The 17,033-nt window shown below is 68.2% G+C and carries 17 protein-coding genes; 11 read left to right on the top strand and 6 right to left on the bottom strand.

Translation table 11 applies throughout. The features are described 5' to 3' along the window. Positions 1-63: 63 nt before the first annotated feature. Both lptG and lptF read right to left on the bottom strand, forming a co-directional pair. Positions 64-1,164 (bottom strand): LPS export ABC transporter permease LptG, encoded by a 1,101-nt coding sequence (lptG, locus tag FW784_RS02310; protein WP_149351744.1) that lies wholly within the window; start codon positions 1,162-1,164, stop codon positions 64-66. After that, the gene (gene lptF / locus FW784_RS02315; RefSeq protein WP_149351745.1) at positions 1,161-2,252 is read right to left on the bottom strand and encodes an LPS export ABC transporter permease LptF; all 1,092 of its coding nucleotides are present in this window, start codon (positions 2,250-2,252) and stop codon (positions 1,161-1,163) included. Before lptF ends, lptG begins: the two co-directional genes overlap by 4 nt. A 152-nt stretch (positions 2,253-2,404) precedes the next feature. Between lptF and FW784_RS02320 the strand changes: the two genes are divergently transcribed. The 3 genes from FW784_RS02320 (at position 2,405) to FW784_RS02330 (ending at position 7,321) form a co-directional block, all read left to right on the top strand. Beyond that, on the top strand, positions 2,405-3,886 hold the full coding sequence (locus FW784_RS02320) for a leucyl aminopeptidase (protein WP_149351746.1): 1,482 nt from the start codon (positions 2,405-2,407) through the stop codon (positions 3,884-3,886). 3 nt (positions 3,887-3,889) lie between these two features. Continuing rightward, positions 3,890-4,315, top strand: a complete 426-nt coding sequence (locus tag FW784_RS02325) for a DNA polymerase III subunit chi (RefSeq protein ID WP_149351747.1) — start codon at positions 3,890-3,892, stop codon at positions 4,313-4,315. A gap of 150 nt (positions 4,316-4,465) precedes the next feature. Further along, positions 4,466-7,321 (top strand): valine--tRNA ligase, encoded by a 2,856-nt coding sequence (locus FW784_RS02330; RefSeq protein WP_149351748.1) that lies wholly within the window; start codon positions 4,466-4,468, stop codon positions 7,319-7,321. Between the two features lie 13 nt (positions 7,322-7,334). Here FW784_RS02330 and rimI read toward each other — a convergent pair whose 3' ends face one another. From rimI to pssA, 3 genes are read right to left on the bottom strand one after another with little or no spacing between them, the layout of a single operon-like run. Beyond that, a complete protein-coding gene (gene rimI, locus FW784_RS02335) occupies positions 7,335-7,817 on the bottom strand; it encodes a ribosomal protein S18-alanine N-acetyltransferase (RefSeq protein WP_149351749.1) in 483 nt (160 codons plus the stop codon). Further along, on the bottom strand, positions 7,814-8,086 hold the full coding sequence (locus tag FW784_RS02340) for a hypothetical protein (protein ID WP_149351750.1): 273 nt from the start codon (positions 8,084-8,086) through the stop codon (positions 7,814-7,816). Before FW784_RS02340 ends, rimI begins: the two co-directional genes overlap by 4 nt. After that, positions 8,083-8,850: a CDP-diacylglycerol--serine O-phosphatidyltransferase gene (gene pssA / locus FW784_RS02345; protein ID WP_425481571.1), complete on the bottom strand. Its 768-nt coding sequence runs from the start codon at positions 8,848-8,850 to the stop codon at positions 8,083-8,085. The genes FW784_RS02340 and pssA overlap by 4 nt, the downstream gene beginning before the upstream one ends. Positions 8,851-8,933: 83 nt before the next feature. Between pssA and FW784_RS02350 the strand changes: the two genes are divergently transcribed. From FW784_RS02350 to FW784_RS02365, 4 genes are all read left to right on the top strand, one after another. Continuing rightward, positions 8,934-9,341, top strand: a complete 408-nt coding sequence (locus FW784_RS02350; RefSeq protein ID WP_149351752.1) for a DUF4124 domain-containing protein — start codon at positions 8,934-8,936, stop codon at positions 9,339-9,341. 77 nt (positions 9,342-9,418) lie between these two features. After that, on the top strand, positions 9,419-11,134 hold the full coding sequence (locus FW784_RS02355) for a proline--tRNA ligase (protein ID WP_149351753.1): 1,716 nt from the start codon (positions 9,419-9,421) through the stop codon (positions 11,132-11,134). A gap of 95 nt (positions 11,135-11,229) precedes the next feature. Further along, the gene (locus FW784_RS02360) at positions 11,230-11,613 is read left to right on the top strand and encodes an H-NS histone family protein (RefSeq protein ID WP_149351754.1); all 384 of its coding nucleotides are present in this window, start codon (positions 11,230-11,232) and stop codon (positions 11,611-11,613) included. 78 nt (positions 11,614-11,691) lie between these two features. Further along, a complete protein-coding gene (locus FW784_RS02365; RefSeq protein ID WP_149351755.1) occupies positions 11,692-12,090 on the top strand; it encodes a YkvA family protein in 399 nt (132 codons plus the stop codon). Positions 12,091-12,097: 7 nt separating this feature from the next. Here the strand turns inward: FW784_RS02365 and FW784_RS02370 are convergent, their stop codons facing one another. Further along, positions 12,098-13,342, bottom strand: a complete 1,245-nt coding sequence (locus tag FW784_RS02370) for a threonine/serine exporter family protein (protein WP_149351756.1) — start codon at positions 13,340-13,342, stop codon at positions 12,098-12,100. A 57-nt stretch (positions 13,343-13,399) separates the two neighbouring features. On the opposite strand from FW784_RS02370, the gene FW784_RS02375 reads away from it, so the two are divergent. The 4 genes from FW784_RS02375 to FW784_RS02390 are packed head-to-tail and all read left to right on the top strand — an operon-like array spanning position 13,400 to position 16,974. Beyond that, entirely contained in the window at positions 13,400-14,515 is a 1,116-nt protein-coding gene (locus FW784_RS02375) for an ABC transporter permease (protein WP_149351757.1), read from the top strand. 56 nt (positions 14,516-14,571) lie between these two features. Then, positions 14,572-15,375 carry an ABC transporter ATP-binding protein gene (locus FW784_RS02380; RefSeq protein WP_235893541.1) on the top strand — a complete coding sequence of 268 codons (804 nt, stop codon included), beginning with the start codon at positions 14,572-14,574 and terminating at the stop codon, positions 15,373-15,375. Positions 15,376-15,403: 28 nt separating this feature from the next. Further along, a complete protein-coding gene (locus FW784_RS02385; RefSeq protein WP_149351758.1) occupies positions 15,404-16,330 on the top strand; it encodes an MlaD family protein in 927 nt (308 codons plus the stop codon). Then, on the top strand, positions 16,327-16,974 hold the full coding sequence (locus FW784_RS02390; RefSeq protein ID WP_149351759.1) for an ABC-type transport auxiliary lipoprotein family protein: 648 nt from the start codon (positions 16,327-16,329) through the stop codon (positions 16,972-16,974). The genes FW784_RS02385 and FW784_RS02390 overlap by 4 nt, the downstream gene beginning before the upstream one ends. Positions 16,975-17,033: the final 59 nt, after the last annotated feature.

Here is a 17,033-nt window from a genome sequence, read left to right on the forward strand (position 1 = left end):
GCTACGGTGTCGCGCTGGTGAGCCGCGTGCTCCGACGCCGACGCGTCGAAGCGCGCGCCCGGCTCAACCCGACCGGCGTCGGAACAATATCGTCGACAGCACCAGCATCAGCAGCGTGGGCGCGACGTAGGCGATGCGGTAGTCGAGCTGGAACGCACGTGCGGCGCGCACGAACGTCTCCTGCACCAGCCAGAAGCCCAGCGAGAACACGATGCCAAGGAACAACCGCCGGCCGAGGCCGCCGCTGCGCAACGTGCCGAACGCGAACGGCACCGCGGCGATGCAGAGCGCGAGCGCGTTGAACGGATAGAACCAGCGACCCCAGTAATGCTCCTCGAACTCGTTGGCATCCAGGCCATTGCGCTCGCGGTATTCCATCGCGTCACGCAGTTCGCTCGAGGCAAGGTTGCGCGGGCTGTCGATGTCGGCGGTGAGCGCGGCCGTGTCCAGCCGCGACGCCCAGACCTGCTCGGGGATCGACTCGCGCGAGACCGACTTCGCCGCGAAGGTCGTGCGGGTGACGTTGCGCAACAGCCAGCTGCCGGGGCGATGCTCGGCGATCGCGGCCTGCGAAATCGATTTCAGGCGTCCGTCGGCCTCGAATTCGTACAGGCGCACGTCGCGCAGCTCCAGCCACGTGCGTCCGTTCGCCGTGCGCTCCTGCCCGCCCTGCGCGTTGAGGATGAACTCGCCCTCGCGCGCCCACAGGCCCGAGTAGCGTGCGACGACGGTGTCCCGGTTGGTCGCCGTCTGCTTGACGATGTTGGACATGCGGTCGCCCCACGGCCCGAGCGTCTCGCCGTTGACGACCATCAGCAGCGTCAGCAGCGCCACCGCGCCGGCGACGGTGACGCCGAGCCGACGACGCGACAGCCCGAGCGCGCGCAGCGCCGTGAGCTCGGACGACGCCGCGAGCTGCCCCAGGCCCATCAACGCGCCGATCACGGCGGCCGTCGGAAACAGCGTGTAGGCACGCCGAGGCGCGGTATACGCGACGTGCGCGACCGCCTTGCCGAAGCCGTAGGCGCCCTTGCCGACGTCGCCCATCTCGCCGACGAGCGCGAGCGTGACGTCGAGGCCGAGCAGCACCATCCACGTGAGCAGGATGGTGCCGATCACCAGCCTCGCGACGTAGATGTCGTGGATCTTCGGGAACGGCTTCATCGGGAGGCTCCCCGCAGGCGCGGTGCGCGAATGCGGCCGTCGGTGAAATAGAGCCAGGCGCCGAGCGCGAGCAGCGGAAGCACCAGCCACCATTGGCCGAGCGCGGTCGGGATCTTTCCGTTCGTGATCAGCTTGATGCTGTAGAGCGACAGCATCGTGGCGACCAGGTAGATCAGGAAACCCATCGCGATCCGCCCCAGCCGGCCTTCACGCGGCGAGCTGCGCGCCAGCGGCACCGCCAGCAGCGCGAAGGCGAGCGCTAGGAAGGGCGGCGCGATGCGCGAGTGCAGTTCAGCCTTGGCCGAGGGGCGCGCGTCCGTGAGCAGCCGGAGGGTGGACAGCAGGCGGGGGTCGTCGGGGTCGTAGCGGCCCTTCGGCGCCGGCATTTCCGCCTGGTTGCTGCGGTAGCGCATAAGCCGGTAATCGCGCGCCGCGCCCTGCCGGGGGCCCTCGACCTCGAAGCCGTCGTCGAGCACGAGGAAGCGATGTCCGTCCGCGTCGGCCTCCAGGTGGCCGCCCTTGGCGGTCGTCACGTCGAGGCGGTCCTTCTTCTGGCGGTAGATGAAAACCCGCTCGAAACGCGTGCCGTCGGTCGACATGCGGCTGACGAACACCACCCCACCATTGGCGATGGGCGTGAAGCGCCCGGGTTCCAGCCCCGCCACCAGCAAGTTGCGGGTCGCGGCGTTGACCATCTCCTTGGAGACGCGCTCGGCCCAGGGCGCCAGCCAGAGCGAGCACATCGCGATCACCGCGATCACCGGGAGCGCCAGCCCCAGCACCGGCCGCAACAGCCGCCCGGGCCCGATGCCGACCGAGGCCAGCACCGGCATCTCCGAATCCCGGTAGAGCCGCCCGACCGCGAGCATCAGCCCAAGCATCAGCGCCAGCGGCAGGATGATCGGCAGCCAGTTGAGGAACAGCAGCCCCAGCTGGGGCAGCAGCATGTCCGCGGGGAATCGCCCTTCGGCGATATCGCGCAGCACGTCGGCGAAGACCGCCCCGAAGGCGACCATCAGCAACACCAGCGTGGTCGCCAGCGTGGCCTGTACGAACTCAGACAGCAGATATCGGTCGAATTTCAGCATTCGCGGGGGGCTGATCTAGACTCGTCGTTCGTTCAACGGCCCGGCGCCGCGCCTTACGGCGAGGTCGGGTGCATGATCCGGCGATGCCGGCGACTCGGCCCACAGAGTCGGCGATTGTACGTAAATCCCTTTTCACGACCCCGGATTGCTGGATGGCACTCGAATTCCACCTCACCTCCGACGCGCCGGCGACCGTCGCGGCCGACTGCATCATCGTCGGCATATTCGCCGACAAGACGCTCACGGAGCCCGCGGCCGCGATCGACGCCGCCAGCGGCGGCCGGCTGTCCGCGCTGATCGAGCGCGGCGACGCCAGCGGGAAGACCGGCAAGACCGCGCTGCTGCACGACCTGCCCGACATCAAGGCGCCGCGCATGCTGGTGGTCGGCCTGGGCGACGCCGCGAAGTTCGGCGTGCCCCAATACATCAAGGCGCTCGGCGACGCGGTACGCGCGCTGAAGGCCGGCCCGGTCGCGCACGCCGTGAACACGCTGCCGCAGGTGCCCGTAAAGGGCCGCGACGCCGCATGGGCCACGCGCCAGGCGGTGATCGCGTCGGACCACGCCGGCTATCGTTACACCGCGACGCTCGGCGAGAAGTCGAAGGCCAAGATCGAGGCCGGCCTGAAGCGCGTCACCGTCGCCGGCAGCGATGCGCTGGCCCTCGCGCACGGCCAGGCGATCGCCGCCGGCGTGCAGTTCACGCGCGAGCTCGGCAACCTGCCGCCGAACATCTGCAACCCGGCATACCTGGCGCAGCAGGCGCAGGAATTCGCCTCGCGCTTCGACAGCTGCAGCTGCGAAGTGCTCGACCGCGAGCAGATGGAAGCGCTGGGCATGGGTTCGCTGCTCGCGGTCGCGCGCGGCTCCGCCAACCCGCCCAAGCTCATCGTCCTGAAGTACAACGGTGGCGGCGACGCGAAGCCCTACGTGATGGTCGGCAAGGGCATCACGTTCGACAGCGGCGGCGTGAACCTCAAGACGCAGGGCGGCGTCGAGGAAATGAAGTACGACATGTGCGGCGCGGCGACGGTCATGGGCACGTTCGTGTCCACCGTCGGGCTGAAGCTGCCACTCAACCTCGTCGTGGTGGTGCCCGCGGTCGAGAACATGCTCGACGGCAACAGCTATCGCCCATCGGACGTCATCACGTCGATGTCGGGCAAGACCATCGAGGTCGGCAATACCGACGCGGAAGGCCGCCTGATCCTCTGCGATGCGCTCACCTATGCGCAGCGCTTCGAGCCCGCAGCACTGCTCGACGTCGCGACGCTGACCGGCGCCTGCGTGGTCGCGCTCGGCAAGTACGCTGCCGGCCTGATGAGCAAGGACGAATCGCTGTCGGCCGAGCTGCTGGCGGCCGGCGAGACCGTGTTCGACCGCGCCTGGCCGCTGCCGCTGTGGGACGAGTACCAGACGCAACTCCAGTCGACGTTCGCCGACGTCTACAACATCGGCGGCCGCTGGGCCGGCGCGATCACCGCCGGGTGCTTCCTGTCGCGCTTCACGGAAGGCCAGCGCTGGGCGCACCTGGACATCGCCGGCGTCGCCAACGACGAGGGCAAGCGCGGCATGGCCACCGGTCGACCGGTCGGCATGCTGTCGCAGTGGTTGATGGACCGCGCCGGCGCCTGACCCATGGCGCGCGCCGACTTCTACCTCGTCACCACGCCGCGTTTTCGCAGCGAGCCGCTCCGGCTCGTCTGCGAGCTCGCGCGCAAGGCGTTCGATGCCGGGCTGCCGACGCTGGTGCTCGCGCGTTCACAGGCGCAGGCCGAAGCCCTCGACGACATGCTGTGGGAAATGGGGGACGAGGTTTACATCCCGCACCAGATCGCCGGCAGCGAAGAGGACGAGGAGGAGGCCGAGGTGCTGATCGCGGCGCCGGAGACCGACGTTCCCCTGCGCCCGCTCGTGATCAACCTGCGCGACGCCGCGGTGGACGGTGCGTTCGACCGCGTCCTGGAAGTGGTGCCCGCGGACGAATCGGCACGCGCACCGCTGCGCGAGCGCTGGAAGCAGTACCAGGCGCGCGGGCTGGAGCTCAAGAAACACGACATGTAGCGGGTGCGGTGCGCACGGCGCGCGCTGCAGGTTGCGGCCACGGCGTTCGCGATTGCGTCCGTCGCTGCTGAAGCAGGCATTCCGCCGCGCGATCGACGTCGCCGCCCTGCACCCGACGATCCACACCCATTTCCGATTACCCAGACCGCCATGTCCCTCGCCCCCGGTTACGACCCGACACAGTTCGAAGCGCGCCTCTACGCACAGTGGGAGGCGAGCGGCGTCTTCAAGCCGAGCGGGCATGGCGAGCCGTACTGCATCCTGCTGCCGCCGCCGAACGTCACCGGCACGCTGCACATGGGCCATGCGTTCCAGCACACGCTGCAGGACGCACTGGTGCGCTATCACCGCATGCGCGGCTTCGACGTGCTGTGGCAGATGGGCACCGACCACGCCGGCATCGCCACCGAGATGGTGGTCTCGCGCAACCTCGCGCTGGAAGGCAAAGGCGAGACGCGCGACTCGCTCGGCCGCGACGGCTTCATCGAGAAGGTTTGGGAGTGGAAGCAGGCCTCCGGCGACACGATCGAACGGCAGATGCGCCGCCTGGGCACGTCGGGCGACTGGTCGCGCAGCACTTTCACGATGGATCCGATGGCGGCCGACGCCGTGCGCGAGGCCTTCGTACGCCTGTTCGACGACGGCCTGATCTACCGCGGCCAGCGCCTCGTCAACTGGGACCCGGTGCTCAAGACCGCGATCTCGGATCTCGAAGTGGCGAACGAGGAAGAGGACGGCTCGCTCTGGTCGATCCGCTACCCGCTCGCCGACGGCGAAACGTACGCCTACGTCGAGCGCGACGAGGACGGCAACGAGACGCTGCGCGAGACGCGCGACTACCTCGTCGTCGCCACCACGCGCCCGGAAACCATGCTCGGCGACACCGCGGCGATGGTGCATCCCGATGACGAGCGCTATGCGTCGCTGCACGGCAAGTCCGTGGTGCTTCCGCTGACGGGCCGCCGCATCCCGGTGATCACGGACGACTACGTCGACCGCGCGTTCGGGACCGGCGTCGTCAAGGTCACGCCGGCGCACGACTTCAACGACTACGCAGTCGGCCAGCGGCATTCGCTGCCGCTCATCAACATCTTCACGCCGGACGCGAAGATCCTCGACGGCGTGCTGGCCGAGGAGGCCGGCGTGCCCGAGCCGTATCGCGGCCTCGATCGATTCGATGCGCGCAAGGCCGTGCTTGCCGACCTCGAGTCGCAGGGGCTGCTGCTCGAAACCAGGCCGCACAAGCTGCAGGTGCCACGCGGCGACCGCACGGGCCAGGTCATCGAGCCGTACCTCACGGACCAGTGGTTCGTGAAGATGGACACGCTGGGCGCGCGCGGGCTTCAACTCGCCGAAAGCGGCGCGGTGAAGTTCGTCCCTCCGAACTGGATCAACACCTACCGCCACTGGATGGAGAACATCCAGGACTGGTGCATCTCGCGCCAGCTGTGGTGGGGCCATCGCATTCCCGCGTGGTACGACGCCACGGGCCGCGCCTACGTCGGTCGCGACGAGGCCGAGGTGCGCGCGAAGCACGGCATCGACGCGTCGATGGCGCTGACGCAGGACAACGACGTGCTGGAGACGTGGTTCTCATCGTCGTTGTGGCCGTTCAGCACGATGGGCTGGCCGAACGAGGCGCTGATGCGCGAGCGCGGCTTCGACCGCTTCGTGCCGTCGAGCGTGCTGGTCACCGGCTTCGACATCATCTTCTTCTGGGTCGCCCGGATGATCATGATGACCGACCACTTCACGGGCGAAGTGCCCTTCAAGGACGTCTACATCACCGGCCTGGTGCGCGACGCGCACGGCCAGAAGATGTCGAAGTCCAAGGGCAACGTCCTCGATCCGATCGACCTCGTCGACGGCATCTCGCTCGATGACCTCGTCGCCAAGCGCACCACCGGGCTCATGAACCCGAAGGACGCGCCGAAGATCGAGAAGGCGACGCGCAAGGAATTCCCGGACGGCATACCTGCGTTCGGCGCCGACGCGCTGCGCTTCACCATCGCCGCGCTCGCCACGCATGGCCGCGACATCAAGTTCGACCTCAACCGCGCCGAGGGCTACAAGAATTTCTGCAACAAGTTGTGGAATGCGGCTCGTTTCGTGCTGATGAACACCGAGGGTTTTTCTGCCTCCGGTGTCCCGGAGCTACGGTCCGATTTCGACAGGTGGATCGTCCACAGCCTCCGCAACACCATGCTAAACGTGCAGGATGCATTTGCTGCATATCGTTTTGACTACATTGCGCAAGAGTTGTACGACTTCACTTGGAACGAGCTCTGCGATTGGTACTTGGAATTTTCGAAGGCCGAGCTGCAGCTGGGCGACTCTGAGTCGTCTCGAAACACCAAGCATGTCTTGCTGTACGTGCTCGAGCAAACCCTACGGGGACTGCACCCAATCATTCCGTTCGTCACAGACGAAATCTGGGGACACATCGCGCCGCGCCTTGGATTAGACGCTACGACCGTAAGTATTCAGCAGTACCCAACTTGGGAATCGCTGCCGAGCGATGCTGAAAGCGTGTCGGCTGCATCGACTGTGTCGGCGCTCCAAGCGGTCGTCGTTCAAATCCGTTCCATCCGCAGTCAACTCGGCATAAGTCCGGGCAAGCCCATCCAACTGCTCGTTCAGGGCCCGCGCGACGACATGGCTGCGATAGCCATCACGCGCTACGAGCCTCAACTCAAGTCTCTCGTGCGCGCCGAAAGTGTGCACTGGATCGAGACGGAACCACCGGCGGCGGCCACCGCGGTTCTGGGGGACATCCGACTTTTTGTGCCACTCGAAGGCCTCGTCGATCTCGGTGCCGAGCGCTCGCGACTCGACAAGGAGATCAAGCGCGTCGAAGTCGAGATCGCGAAGTGCCGCGGCAAGCTCGCCAGCGAAACGTTCGTGGCGAATGCACCGCCCGCGGTGGTCGAGCAGGAACGCAAGCGCCTGGTCGACTGGACGTCGCAGCAGGACGCGCTTTCAGCGCAGCGGGCCAAGCTGGGCTGATCGACGCGGCGGTTCAGTCGGGCGGCAGCAGTTCCATCGCCATCACCACAGCGTCCTCGCGGCCATCGCGCGCGGGGTAATAGCGGGGGCGCCGCCCGATCTCGTTGAAGCCTTCCTTGTCGTACATCGCTATCGCACCGCGGTTCGACGGCCGCACCTCGAGGAACACGCGCTGCGCACCGCGGGACCGCGCCACGTGCAGCAGGGCACGCAGCAGGCGCTTGCCGTGGCCGCGCCCCTGGTGCTCCGGCGCAACGCAGATGTTGAGCACATGCGCTTCGCCCGCGGCGAGGCTGACCAGGAAATAGCCGGCGATCGCGCCGTCGACGTCGAGCACCCACGCGATGTAATCGGCGCGCAGGCAGTCCCGGAAGATGCCGGCGGTCCATGGGAATTCGTAGGAGCGGCGCTCGACGGCGAAGACACCGTCGACGTCCTGCTCCCGCATCGGCCGCAGCGAGGCGACTTCGCCGGGGCTCGAAGGCCGCGCGCTCATCCCGGCCGCGACGCCTTGCGCAATGGCCGCAGCGCCCGCCAGAACCGGCGGCGCGACGCGGCGTCACGCGGAATGCCGACCCTCTCGACCAGCGGCGCCAGGTCGATCCCGCGCGCCACTCGCGCCAGTCCTGCGGGAATGCCGGCAACTGCCGCCGCCATCGATTCCGACGACTGCCGACTCTCCGGCTCGACGGCGCGCGTGCGCAGCACATCAAGGCCCATCGCCTGCAACCATTCGACCTGCTGCGCGCTCCACGGCAGGCTCATGCGGTGACCTCCGCCGGCCGCCGGAGCCGCCGCCAGCCCCAGTACCCCAATCCCGACAGCGCATAGAGCGCGAACACGCCAAGCAGAACCGTCGGCGGATCGATCGCCACCGCCACCAGCACCCCGACCACCAGGATGATCGCCAGGAACGGCACGCGGTCGTTGCGCGCGGCGCCGCCCTTGAAACTGAAGTAGCGCAGGCGGCTGACCATCAGCAGAGCGGCAAACACGGTGACGCCGAGCGCGACGTAGCGCAGGTCGCGGCCGGACAGGTCGAAGCTCTCGCACGTCCAGACGAAGCTCGACATCAGCCCGGCCGCCGCGGGGCTGGCCAGGCCGATGAACCAGCGCTTGTCCACCTGGCCGACCTGCGCATTGAAGCGCGCGAGCCGCAGCGCGGCGCAGGCGGCGTAGAGGAAGGCGACGATCCAGCCGATCTTGCCTGGCGTGGCGCCGTCCATGCGCAGCGAATCCAGCGCCCAGTGGTACATGAGCAGCGACGGCGCCACCCCGAAGCTGACCAGGTCGGCCAGCGAGTCGTACTGCACGCCGAACTCGCTCTGGGTGTTGGTGAGCCGCGCCACGCGGCCGTCCAGCCCGTCGAGGATCGCCGCGACGAACACCGCGACGCAGGCGTCCGGGAAGTGCCCCTGGGCCGCGGCGATGATCGCGTAGAAGCCGGCAAACATGCCGCCGGTGGTGAAGAGATTCGGCAGCAGGTAGATGCCGCGGGCGCGCGGACGGGGCTGAACGCCCGGTGGCATGGATTCCATTTTGAAAGTGTATCCCTTGCCCCGGCGGCCCGGCGGTGTTCGAATCGGCCGAATCCCCCACCTTCGGAGCCGCCATGGGCCGGCCCATCCGCTTCGCCTCCGCTTTCCTTCCCCTCGCGATGGCCGTGGCGCTGCCAGTCGCCGCCGGGCAGGTCTATACGTGGAAGGACGCCCGCGGCGTTACCCACTACGCCGACGCGCCGCCGGCCGGGCAGACGATGAAGGCCCGCACGTTCGGTGAGCGCCCGGTGCCGCCGACCGCGCCGAAGGCGGTCGCCAACTCCGACTGCTCGAACGCCCGCAGCAACTTCACGCTGCTGCAGGGCACCGCCAGGGTCGGCGTCGACGACAACAAGGACGGCAAGATCGATCGCGAACTCACCGCTGCCGAGCGCGCCGCGCGCCTGAAGGTGGCCGAGGGCCAGGTCGAGCTTTATTGCGAGAAGCCGGCGGCCGACGCGGTCACCACGCGCAAGGGCTGAGACGACGCGCCGGGCAATTCCCGGCCAGGCCGGGGGCGCGTGGCAGAATGGCGTTTTTCCGCGCCGAATAACCGCCGATGCGCCTGTCGCAGTTCCATCTCCGTACCACCAAGGAAACGCCGGCCGACGCCGATGTCGCTAGCCAGCAGTTGATGCTGCGCGCGGGCATGATCCGCAAGCTCGCGGTCGGGCTGTACACGTGGTCGCCGCTGGGCCTGCGCGTGCTGCGCAAGGTCGAACGCATCGTCCGCGAGGAAATGTCCGCGGCAGGCGCGATCGAGATGCTGATGCCGTCCGTGCAACCGCGCGAGCTGTGGGAAGAGACCGGGCGCTGGGAAAAGTTCGGCGGCCAGCTGCTGAAGATCAAGGACCGCAAGGACGCCTGGTACTGCTACGGCCCCACGCACGAGGAGGTCATTACCGACTTCGCACGGCAGGAACTGGCCAGCTACAAGCAGTTGCCGGTCAACTTTTTCCAGATCCAGACCAAGTTCCGCGACGAGATCCGCCCGCGCTTCGGCGTGATGCGCGCGCGCGAGTTTCTGATGAAGGACGCCTATTCCTTCCACGCGACCGACGAGGATCTTGGCCGCGAATACAAGAACATGTACGACACCTACGGCCGCATCTTTACGCGGCTGGGGTTGAAATTCCGCGCGGTGTTCGCCGACACGGGCGCAATCGGCGGTTCCGCGTCGCACGAGTTCCACGTGCTCGCCGATTCGGGCGAGGACGCGATCGCGTTCTCGACCGGCTCCGACTACGCGGCGAACGTCGAGCTGGCCGAGGCCGTTTCGCCCGGCGAACGCCCGGCCGCGGCGGAGGCGATGCGCCGCGTCGATACGCCGACGCAGAAAACCTGCGAGGACGTCGCCGCGCTGATGGGCATCACGCTCGCGCGCACCGTGAAGTCGGTGGCGATGATGGGCACCGACCCCGAGAACAACCCGCGATTCGTGCTCGCCCTGGTGCGCGGCGATCACGTCGTCAACGAGATCAAGTTGTCCAAGCTGCCGGGCATGAGCGAGTACCGCCTCGCCACCGAAGCCGAAATCCGCGACCACCTTGGCGCGTCGCCCGGCTTCCTGGGCCCCGTCAACGCCGCGAGGGACATCTTCGTCGTCGCCGACCGGAGCGTCGCCGCGATGGCGGATTTCGTCGTGGGCGCCAATGCCGACGGCTACCACCTCGCCGGCGTGAACTTCGGCCGGGACCTGCCGGAGCCGGCGCTGGTGGCCGATATCCGTAACGCGGTAGAAGGCGACCCGTCGCCCGACGGGCACGGCACGCTGGGCATTGCCCGAGGCATCGAGGTCGGCCACGTGTTCCAGCTGGGCCGCAAATATGCCGAGGCCATGAAGTGCACCGTGCTCGACGAATCCGGCAAGGCGATCACGCCGGCGATGGGCTGCTACGGCATCGGCGTGTCGCGCATCGTCGCGGCGGCGATCGAGCAGAACCACGACGCGAACGGGATCATCTGGCCCGACGCGATCGCGCCGTGGCAGGTGGCGGTCTGCGTGATCAACCCGAAGAACGTCGATGCGGTCGATGAGGCCGCGCAGTCGCTGTATCAGGACCTGCAACGGGCCGGTATCGACGCCGTTCTCGATGATCGCGGCCTGCGCGCCGGCCAGATGTTCGCCGACATCGAACTGATAGGTATTCCACATCGCATCGTGGTGTCCGAGCGCGGTCTGCAGGCCGGAACCTACGAGTACCGCCATCGCCGCGCCAGCGAGGCCGAGCAGCTCGATCGCGACGCGGCGATCGCGCGCGTCAGCGGTGCCTGATTATCGCGTTGGATTTACGCCATTAACTGCGCTGGTTACGATGGGCCGTCCGCGAAGGGCGGCCCATTTTCTTTTCGAGTTACCCGGAGATAAGCATGGCAGTCGATCTCAACAGCATGTCCGCCAAGGAACTCGAGGCCCTGATCAACCAGGCCAAGAAGCGTCGCAGCATCCTCAGCAAGCGCAAACCCGTCGCCACCGTGCGCAGTCGTCTCGAGCAGATCGCGCGCGCCGAGGGGTATTCGATCGCGGAACTTTTCGGCCCGCGCAACGCCGGTTCCGGCGGCGCGACCACGAGCACGACGCCTGCGCGCACCGGCAACCGCAAGCCTTCGAAGATGGCTGGCAGCAAGGTCGCGCCGAAGTACCGTAATCCGGAAAACGCATCGGAGACCTGGGCCGGTCGCGGCAAGCAGCCCCGCTGGCTGCAGGCGCATACCGACAAGGGCCGGGCGCTGGACGAGTTCCTCATTCGCTGACCGATCACGAGGCCGGCCGGGCACCGGCGTCGCCGCGGGCTCATGCAGCGCTCACCGATGCACCCTGAGGCTGCTCGCATGCCCACCCTCACCGAACGCCTGCGCGGCTGGGCGCGCTCGCTGAAACGCCAGACGCTCGTCGTCTGGTTCGCTGCGCGTGATCCGCGCACGCCGTGGCCGGTGCGCCTGTTCGCCATGGGCATCGCCGCCTACGCGCTGAGCCCGATCGACCTGATCCCCGATTTCATCCCGGTCCTCGGCTACCTCGACGACGTGATCATCGTGCCGCTCGGCATCGCGCTGGTCATGTGCTGGCTGCCCGCGGAGGTCGCGGCCGCTGCGCAGTTGCGCGCGAGCGAGGCGATCGACCGTCCGACGAGTCGCGGCATGGCGGTCGTGATCGTCGCGATCTGGATCGTCGTGCTGGCGGCGCTCGGCACCTGGGGCTGGCAGTTCTGGCACGCGCGCGGCCGCTGACGACGGGTCACAGATTCCGTCGCGGCGGCAACAGCATGTTGCCGAACAGCAGGCCCGCCACCAGCGCCGCGAGCGCGTTCATCACCGCGAGCAGCGCCACCTGGCCCGCACCTACGTCCTGATGCTGCATCAGGCTCAGCAGGCCGCGCAGGCTGGTGCTGCCGGGCACCAGCATGATGATGCCGGGCACGCGGATGATCGCGCCCGGCCGGTGCCACCAGCGCGCGTAGGCATTGCCGATCGCGGTCATCGACAGCGCGGCGAGGAACACGCCCGCCGGGCTGCCCGCGGCCTCGCCGACGAAGCGCGAGATCAGGTAACCGAGCGCCGCCGCGCACATCACGCGCAGGTAGTCGCGGTAGCTGGCGCGGAACAGCACCGCGAACGCGAACGACGCCAGCGCGAGCGACAGCCATTCGATCCACGCCGGCTGCGGGTGCGACGCGCGGGCCACCGGCGAGAACCCGGCCAAGTCGAGCGCATACAGCGATACGAGCACGCCGATGCCGAGCTTCAGGACCGTCGTAAGCGCGCCGGCGAAACGGGCAGTGCCGGACACCAGTTGCTGGCCGGTGAGCTCGCTCACGGCATTGGTCAACGTGAGCCCCGGCAAGAGCACCACGAGCGACGCGATCATCACCGTGTTCTGGTTGAGCGGTGCGATCAGCGACCCGGCCAGCACCGCCATCGTGCCGGCCAGCATGCCCGCGAGTGCCTCGAAACCGGTGCGCACGCGCGGCCGCGATTCCGACACGTTCGACAGCAGGCCGATCAGCAAGCCGGTCACACCCGCGACGCCGATATCGAGCCACGGCAACCGCAGCAGCCCGGCGACCGCGGCGGCGGCGAGCCCGAACGCGACCACCTCCGCGCGCTGCATCAGCGGGGTGGGCGGTGCGTCAAGCGCGCGCATCTGCGTTTTCGCATCGGCGGGGTCGAGCGAGCCCGCGAGCACTTCCTCGGCGATGCGATCGGTCTGCGCAAGCCGGTGCAGGTCGACGTCGCCGGGCGAGAGGCGCAGCACGCGCGTGGCGTCGCGTTGGCCGGTCTCCCGGCCGGGATCGCTGAAGGTGAGGATCAGGCCGGTCGGGTTCGACCACGGCTCGCAGCCGATACCGAGCCGCGACGCCACCGCGGTCAGCGCGCCTTCGAGGCGGTCGGCAGTGGTGCCGTAGCGGTGCAGGCGCTGCGCGAGCTCGACCATGAACTCGATGCGCGCTGAATAGGAGGCTTCGCTGAAGGGCGCCGTCATCGCGACAGGATCGCATGCAACCCGCGCACGGCCGAGCCGGTATGCTCCGCCGCGAGCATGAATGCACCCGTCGCCACGCCACCCTCCCTCGAGACCGATGCCGAATCCGGCAGCGCGCGCCTGTCCGGGCAGTGGACGCTCGAGCACGCGGTGCCGATCGGCGACCTGCTCAAGGCGGCGCCCTGCGACCTGAAATCGGTCGACGCGAGCGCCGTCACGCGGCTGGATTCGCTCGGCGTGCTGCAACTGCTGCGCTGGTCGCGCCGCTGCGGCACCGACTTCGACAGCTTCACCTTCCGCGACGAGCACCGCGCGCTGGTGGCGGCCATCGAGGACGTGGCCGACGATCGCCCCAAGCGCCGACGGGAATACGGCGTGGCAGCCGCGCTCGGGCGCCTCGGGTTTGCGGTCAAGGACAACTGGCAGGAATTCCTCGCGCTGATCGCCTTCCTGGGCGAGGTGCTGGTCAAGATGCTCCGCACGCTCAAGGAGCCGTCGCGCTTTCGCGTGACAGCGCTCGTGCACCACATGGAGCAGGTCGGACTCGACGCCACCCCGCTGGTCGCGGTGCTGAGCTTCCTGGTCGGTGCGGTGATCGCGTTCCTCGGCGCGAACGTGCTGAAGGACTTCGGCGCCCAGATCTACGTCGTGCAGCTGGTCGACGTGGCGTTCCTTCGCGAATTCGCGGTGCTGCTCACGTCGATCATCCTTGCCGGCCGCACGGCCAGCGCATTCACCGCGCAGATCGGCGCGATGAAGAGCCGCGAGGAAGTCGATGCCATCCGCACGCTCGGCATGGACCCGATCGACCTTCTCGTGATCCCGCGCGTCCTCGCGCTGCTCGCGATGCTGCCGTTGCTGACGTTCGTCGCGATGATCGCCGGCCTGCTGGGGGGCCTGACCGTCGGCGCCTACGGGCTCGACATCCCGCCCCAGCAATACATCGCGCGCATGCAGGACACCATCGAGGTGCGACACATGTGGGTCGGCCTGTCGAAGGCGCCGTTCTTCGCGATGGTGATCGCGCTGGTCGGCTGCCTCGAGGGGCTGCAGGTGGAAGGCACGGCGCAGTCGGTCGGCGAGCGCACGACGTCGTCGGTGGTGCAGGCGATCTCGCTGGTGATCGTGCTCGATGCGATCGCCGCACTGTGGTTCATGGCGGTGGGCTGGTGAGTTCGACCGGTTCGATCCTCGAAGGCGTCGCCGGCACCGGATCGGGCGCGTCCACCATCGCGCGCACGGACGGCAAGGAGCCCGTCGTGCGCGTGCGCGGGCTGGTCAACCGCTTCGGCGACCAGATGGTGCACGAGGGGCTCGACCTGGACGTGATGCCAGGCGAGATCCTCGGCGTGGTGGGCGGTTCGGGCACCGGCAAGTCGGTGCTGATGCGCTCGATCCTCGGGCTGCGCACGCCGGACGCCGGCGAGATCGAGGTGCTCGGCGTCGACGCGCGCCAGGGCGATCCCACGTCGCGCCGCCACATCGAACGCAATACCGGCGTGCTGTTCCAGGACGGCGCGCTGTTCTCGTCGCTCACCGTGGGCGAGAACGTCGAAGTCCCGCTGCGCGAATACCACCGCGACCTGCCCGATTCGCTACGTCGCGAAATCGCGTTGCTGAAGGTGAAGCTGGCCGGCCTGTCGGCCGATTCGATCGACAAACTGCCCTCGCAACTGTCGGGCGGCATGCGCAAGCGCGCCGGGCTGGCGCGCGCGATCGCGCTCGATCCGCCCCTGCTGTTCCTGGACGAGCCCACCGCGGGCCTCGACCCGATCGGCGCGGCGGCGTTCGACCATCTGATCCGCACGCTGCAGCAAGCGCTCGGGCTGACCGTATTCCTGATCACACACGATCTGGACACGCTTTACGCTATCTGCGACAGGGTGGCCGTGCTGGCCGACCGCAAGGTCATCGTCGCCGCACCCATCGCCGAGGTCGAACAGTTCGATCACGAGTGGGTGCGCGAGTACTTCCATGGCCCCCGTGCGCGCGCTGCGCAGACGGGACGCGAACGCAATCAAGAATCCCGCTGACTCGAGCCCCGACCGGACCCCGCGCCCCATGGAAACGAAGGCCAATTACGTCCTCATCGGCGTTTTCACCATCCTGGTGACAGCGGTGCTCCTGCTGTTCGCCCTGTGGGCGGCGAAGTATTCGTCCGAGAAGAACTGGCAGGAATATTCGGTCGTCTTCAACGAGCCTGTCACGGGCCTCTCCGAAGGCAGCTCGGTGCAGTACAACGGCATCTCGGTGGGCACCGTCGAGAGCCTGCGGCTTGCGCCGGAGGATCCGCGACGCGTGCTTGCCACGTTGCGCATCCAGGCCGAGACGCCGATCAAGACCGACACGCGCGCGAAGATGTCGCAGAGCGGCATCACCGGGCCGCCGTTCATCCAGCTCACCGGTGGTAGCCCGCGCGCGCCGTTGCTGGTGAGCGTCGACCACCGCGAGAAGCCGGTCATCCAGACGGAGTCCTCGGCGCTGCAGAACATCGCCGACACCGCCAATCGCCTCGTCGCGCGGCTGGACGAAGTGCTGAGCGAGAAGAACATCCAGCACGTGTCGAACACGCTCAACAACATCGACGCGCTGACCGGTTCGCTTGCCGCCGATCGGGCCAACCTGCGTGACGTCATCATCAATGCCAAGGCGTCGAGCGCCGAACTCAACGCAACGCTGGTCGACGCGCACGGCGTGGTGAAGGGCGTCGACCGCGACCTCGCGAGCAAGCTGCCGGCGCTGGTGGGCAAGCTCGACCGCACGCTCGACAAGCTGGAGTCCGCGGCGAGTGGCGCGAACGGCATCGTTAACGACAACCGCGCGGCGATCCACACCTTCGCGAACGACGGCCTCGGCCAGGTCGCGCCCACGCTGACGGAACTGCGTGCACTGGTGCGCGACCTTCGCCAGGTCACCGACCGCCTCGACAGCGGGCCGGCCAACTACCTTCTCGGGCGCGAACGTCCGAAGGAATTCGAACCCAAATGAGCGCCCTGCCCGTCAATCCGCCGTCCGCCCCGCTGCTGCGCGCGCTGGGCGCGCTTGTCATCGCCGCCGCGCTGCCGGCCTGCTCGCTGCTCGGCGGACACAAGGAACCGCCGCGACAGTTCGCGCCGGTTGCGCACGTGGCCGCCGACGCATCGTGGCCGCGCGTCGATGCTCAGCTGACGATCGCGCCGCCGCAGATCATCCGTTCGTACGACACGCTGCGGATCGCGGTGCGCCCGACGCCGCAGGAACTGCAGGTCTACAAGGACGGCGTGTGGGCCCAGCGACCGTCCGAAATGCTGACCGCCTCGCTGTTGCGTACGTTCGAGGACGCGGGCCGGCTGCGCGCCGTCGCGCGTGACAGCAGCGGTGTCAGCGGGGACTTCCGCCTGCTGCTCGACATCCGTCGTTTCGAAGCCGACTACGCGGGTGCCGCCACGCCGAGCGCGACCATCGAAGTCAGCGCGAAGCTGGTGCGCAAGGACGGGACCGACGTGGTCGCCTCCCGCACCTTCCTCCAGGCCGAACCCGCCACCGACACGACCGTGCCGCAGGTGGTGGACGCATTCGATCGCGCGCTTGCACGCGTCGACCGCGACATCGCGGGATGGACGCTCGCGTCGATGGCGCACGCGCACAACTAGCGCGCGCCGGCCTCGCCACCGCGTCGGCCTGCCGGACGCGCTCGCACGCGGCGACCGAA

Origin of the sequence: Cognatilysobacter lacus (assembly GCF_008274655.1) — a bacterium.
Taxonomy (GTDB): domain Bacteria; phylum Pseudomonadota; class Gammaproteobacteria; order Xanthomonadales; family Xanthomonadaceae; genus Cognatilysobacter; species Cognatilysobacter lacus.

What these genes read in the sequence shown, in the direction of transcription:
- lptG (WP_149351744.1), bottom strand. Translation starts at nt 1,164, where the DNA reads ATGAAGCCGTTCCCGAAGATCCACGACATCTACGTCGCGAGGCTGGTG.
- lptF (WP_149351745.1), bottom strand. Translation starts at nt 2,252, where the DNA reads ATGCTGAAATTCGACCGATATCTGCTGTCTGAGTTCGTACAGGCCACG.
- FW784_RS02320 (WP_149351746.1), top strand. Translation starts at nt 2,405, where the DNA reads ATGGCACTCGAATTCCACCTCACCTCCGACGCGCCGGCGACCGTCGCG.
- FW784_RS02325 (WP_149351747.1), top strand. Translation starts at nt 3,890, where the DNA reads ATGGCGCGCGCCGACTTCTACCTCGTCACCACGCCGCGTTTTCGCAGC.
- FW784_RS02330 (WP_149351748.1), top strand. Translation starts at nt 4,466, where the DNA reads ATGTCCCTCGCCCCCGGTTACGACCCGACACAGTTCGAAGCGCGCCTC.
- rimI (WP_149351749.1), bottom strand. Translation starts at nt 7,817, where the DNA reads ATGAGCGCGCGGCCTTCGAGCCCCGGCGAAGTCGCCTCGCTGCGGCCG.
- FW784_RS02340 (WP_149351750.1), bottom strand. Translation starts at nt 8,086, where the DNA reads ATGAGCCTGCCGTGGAGCGCGCAGCAGGTCGAATGGTTGCAGGCGATG.
- pssA (WP_425481571.1), bottom strand. Translation starts at nt 8,850, where the DNA reads ATGCCACCGGGCGTTCAGCCCCGTCCGCGCGCCCGCGGCATCTACCTG.
- FW784_RS02350 (WP_149351752.1), top strand. Translation starts at nt 8,934, where the DNA reads ATGGGCCGGCCCATCCGCTTCGCCTCCGCTTTCCTTCCCCTCGCGATG.
- FW784_RS02355 (WP_149351753.1), top strand. Translation starts at nt 9,419, where the DNA reads ATGCGCCTGTCGCAGTTCCATCTCCGTACCACCAAGGAAACGCCGGCC.
- FW784_RS02360 (WP_149351754.1), top strand. Translation starts at nt 11,230, where the DNA reads ATGGCAGTCGATCTCAACAGCATGTCCGCCAAGGAACTCGAGGCCCTG.
- FW784_RS02365 (WP_149351755.1), top strand. Translation starts at nt 11,692, where the DNA reads ATGCCCACCCTCACCGAACGCCTGCGCGGCTGGGCGCGCTCGCTGAAA.
- FW784_RS02370 (WP_149351756.1), bottom strand. Translation starts at nt 13,342, where the DNA reads ATGACGGCGCCCTTCAGCGAAGCCTCCTATTCAGCGCGCATCGAGTTC.
- FW784_RS02375 (WP_149351757.1), top strand. Translation starts at nt 13,400, where the DNA reads ATGAATGCACCCGTCGCCACGCCACCCTCCCTCGAGACCGATGCCGAA.
- FW784_RS02385 (WP_149351758.1), top strand. Translation starts at nt 15,404, where the DNA reads ATGGAAACGAAGGCCAATTACGTCCTCATCGGCGTTTTCACCATCCTG.
- FW784_RS02390 (WP_149351759.1), top strand. Translation starts at nt 16,327, where the DNA reads ATGAGCGCCCTGCCCGTCAATCCGCCGTCCGCCCCGCTGCTGCGCGCG.